This is a genomic window from Sulfitobacter sp. HI0129, assembly GCF_001635395.1.
Lineage (GTDB): Bacteria > Pseudomonadota > Alphaproteobacteria > Rhodobacterales > Rhodobacteraceae > Sulfitobacter.
In genome coordinates, this window is the sequence record NZ_LWGH01000842.1 from 1 (window position 1) to 2,554 (window position 2,554).

A 2,554-nucleotide genomic window follows, 5' to 3' on the forward strand; every position below is an offset into this window, starting at 1 on the left:
GCGGTTCGCGCACTGGCTGCTTGCCGGTTCCTTCATTCTGCTAGGCCTGACCGGCCTGCTGACCCTTTTCGGTCGCACCACGTTGATCCCCCTCTTCGGGCTCGAAGCCTTCTCCGTTCTGGCGACCGGGTCCAAGTGGATCCACAACAACGTTTCCTGGGCGTTCATGCTGGCGCTGATCATGGTCTTCTTCATGTGGGTCGTTCACAACCTGCCCAGCCGCACGGACATCAAATGGCTGATGCGGGGCGGCGGTATGTTCGGTGGCGGACATGTTCCGGCGAAGAAATTCAACGCCGGTCAGAAACTGATCTTCTGGGCGGTCATCATTCTGGGCGCGTCCATCTCCGTCTCTGGTCTTTCGATGCTGTTCCCGTTCGAATTCTCGCTCTTCGGGCCCACATTCTCCAAGATCAACGATCTGGGGCTGCCACAGCTCTTCGGCTATGCCGCGCTTGATACGAACCTCAGCCCGCAAGCGGAAATGCAGTATGCGCAGCTTTGGCACGCAATGGTCAGCTTCGTGCTGATGGCTGTCATCTTTGCGCATATCTATCTGGGTACGCTGGGGATGGAAGGCGCCTTCGAAGCGATGGGGTCCGGTAAGGTGGACCTTGAGTGGGCGCGTGAACATCACAGCATCTGGGCGGACGAGGTCATGGCCCGCAAGGATGCCCCCCCGGCCACCGCGCATCCCGCCGAATAACATGCGCACGCGGGCGGTCACGGTTGCACTGCTGATGCTGTCACTGCCCGCGCAGGCGCAGGAATTCTTTACACTGAAAGGCCACGGCGGCCCCATCATGGACATCGCCGTGGCGCCGTCGGGCACGATTGCCACGGCAAGCTTCGACTACTCCGTCGGTACATGGAACGGCGCCGAGCCGAGCTGGCACGAAGGGCACCGTGCCGCCGCCAACGCTGTCGCATGGCTCGACGACCAGCACCTGCTGTCAGCAGGCGATGACTTCGCCGCGATCCTGTGGGACCTCGTTACAGGTACCTCGCAGCGGTTCGAAGGGCATCAGGGCAAGATCACAGACATCGCCATCGCCCCCGGGGGCGAAACTTTTGCCACCGCCAGTTGGGACGGAACCATCGGCCTATGGCCAACCGCGGGCGGAGAGGGCACATTCCTTAAAGGGCACCAACAGGGTGTCAATGCCATCGCTTTCGGGGACGGGGGCCGCCTGCTCTATTCCGCGTCGAGTGATGGAACCATTCGCCTCTGGGACGTGGCCACCGGGCAGGAATTGCGCCAGATCGTCCAGCACGGGTTCGGCGTGAACCGGCTGATCCTCGACGAAGACGGCGGCCGGATCGCCTATGGCGCGGTGGACGGTGTGACCCGGATCGTCGACCCGGAAGGAAAAGAGATCGCCGACTACACGCTGGAGCGGCGCCCGATCCTCGCCATGGCATATCACGCGCCGTCCTCGCTTTTGGCCGTAGGCGATGGCGAAGGATACATCATGGTCATAGACCTGAACGCCAAACGGATCGTCCGGGATTTTCGCGCCACGGCCCGGGGGCCCATCTGGGCGCTCGCCTTTTCGCCCGACGGGCAAAACATCCATGCGGGCGGGCTCGATGATGTGATGTATTCATGGCCCGTGGACATTCTGGACTCGGTGGAAAAGATGGCGGCAGGCACACGCAGCTTCCTGCGCGACCCCGAAACCATGGATAACGGTGAGCGGCAGTTCATGCGCAAATGCTCCATCTGCCACACGCTGACAGAGGACAGCGCACGCCGTGCCGGCCCGACGCTGCGCGGGGTTTTCGGCAGGCGGGCGGGAAGCGTTCCGGGTTATTCCTATTCGGCAACACTCAGGAATTCCGATATCGTCTGGTCACCGGAATCGATAAATGCCCTGTTCGACGAAGGGCCGGACCATTACATTCCGGGAAGCAAGATGCCGATGCAACGGATCGCCGAAGCTGTGGACCGCCGCGATTTAATCGACTATCTGCGTAAAGCCACGCAATCGGGGGACACCGAATGAAAGCCTTTATCGTTTCGATGGTCGCACTGATCGTCATCACTGTCGGTGCGAACCTTCTGCTGACCCAATCAGACATCTATCCGCGTCAGGATGTATCGCGCGACAGCGTCCGACTGGGTAACTGAACACGTCCAGCCTTCTTGTGAGCACGTATCTGACGACCCGTCCGCATGGATGATATCTGGGCCGGATTGGCGGCTGCATTCAGGCTGATCGTGACGCTGGATGCCGATCTGGTGGAAATTACACTCAGGTCGCTGCAGGTCAGCCTTTCGGCACTGGCAATCGCCTGTCTCATCGCGCTGCCCCTGGGCACATGGCTGGCCATTCGCCGGTTCCGTTACCGCCGCTGGGCCATCGCGGTGCTGAACGCATTGATGGGCCTGCCCCCGGTGGTGGTCGGGCTGATCGTCTATCTGCTCCTGTCCCGATCCGGCCCGTTCGGCGTTCTGGGCCTGCTGTTCACCCCGACCGCGATGATCATCGCGCAGGTCATCATCATCACCCCGCTGATTGCTTCGGTCACGCATCAGGCGATGCGCGACCTC

General features: G+C 61.5%; 4 protein-coding genes. All 4 read left to right on the forward strand.

Going from position 1 to position 2,554, the window contains the following annotated elements:
- Positions 1 to 706 (forward strand): formate dehydrogenase subunit gamma (locus A3764_RS19825; RefSeq protein ID WP_067952005.1); only part of this gene is annotated, 706 nt, incomplete at its 5' end.
- 1 nt (position 707) lies between these two features.
- Positions 708 to 2,006, forward strand: coding sequence for a c-type cytochrome (locus tag A3764_RS19830; protein ID WP_067919460.1), 1,299 nt, complete (start codon positions 708 to 710; stop codon positions 2,004 to 2,006).
- Entirely contained in the window at positions 2,003 to 2,131 is a 129-nt protein-coding gene (locus A3764_RS26275) for a hypothetical protein (protein ID WP_269084714.1), read from the forward strand. The genes A3764_RS19830 and A3764_RS26275 overlap by 4 nt, the downstream gene beginning before the upstream one ends.
- Positions 2,132 to 2,176: 45 nt before the next feature.
- Positions 2,177 to 2,554 (forward strand): ABC transporter permease (locus tag A3764_RS19835; protein ID WP_201722477.1); only part of this gene is annotated, 378 nt, incomplete at its 3' end.

What these genes read in the sequence shown, in the direction of transcription:
- A3764_RS19830 (WP_067919460.1), top strand. Translation starts at nt 708, where the DNA reads ATGCGCACGCGGGCGGTCACGGTTGCACTGCTGATGCTGTCACTGCCC.
- A3764_RS26275 (WP_269084714.1), top strand. Translation starts at nt 2,003, where the DNA reads ATGAAAGCCTTTATCGTTTCGATGGTCGCACTGATCGTCATCACTGTC.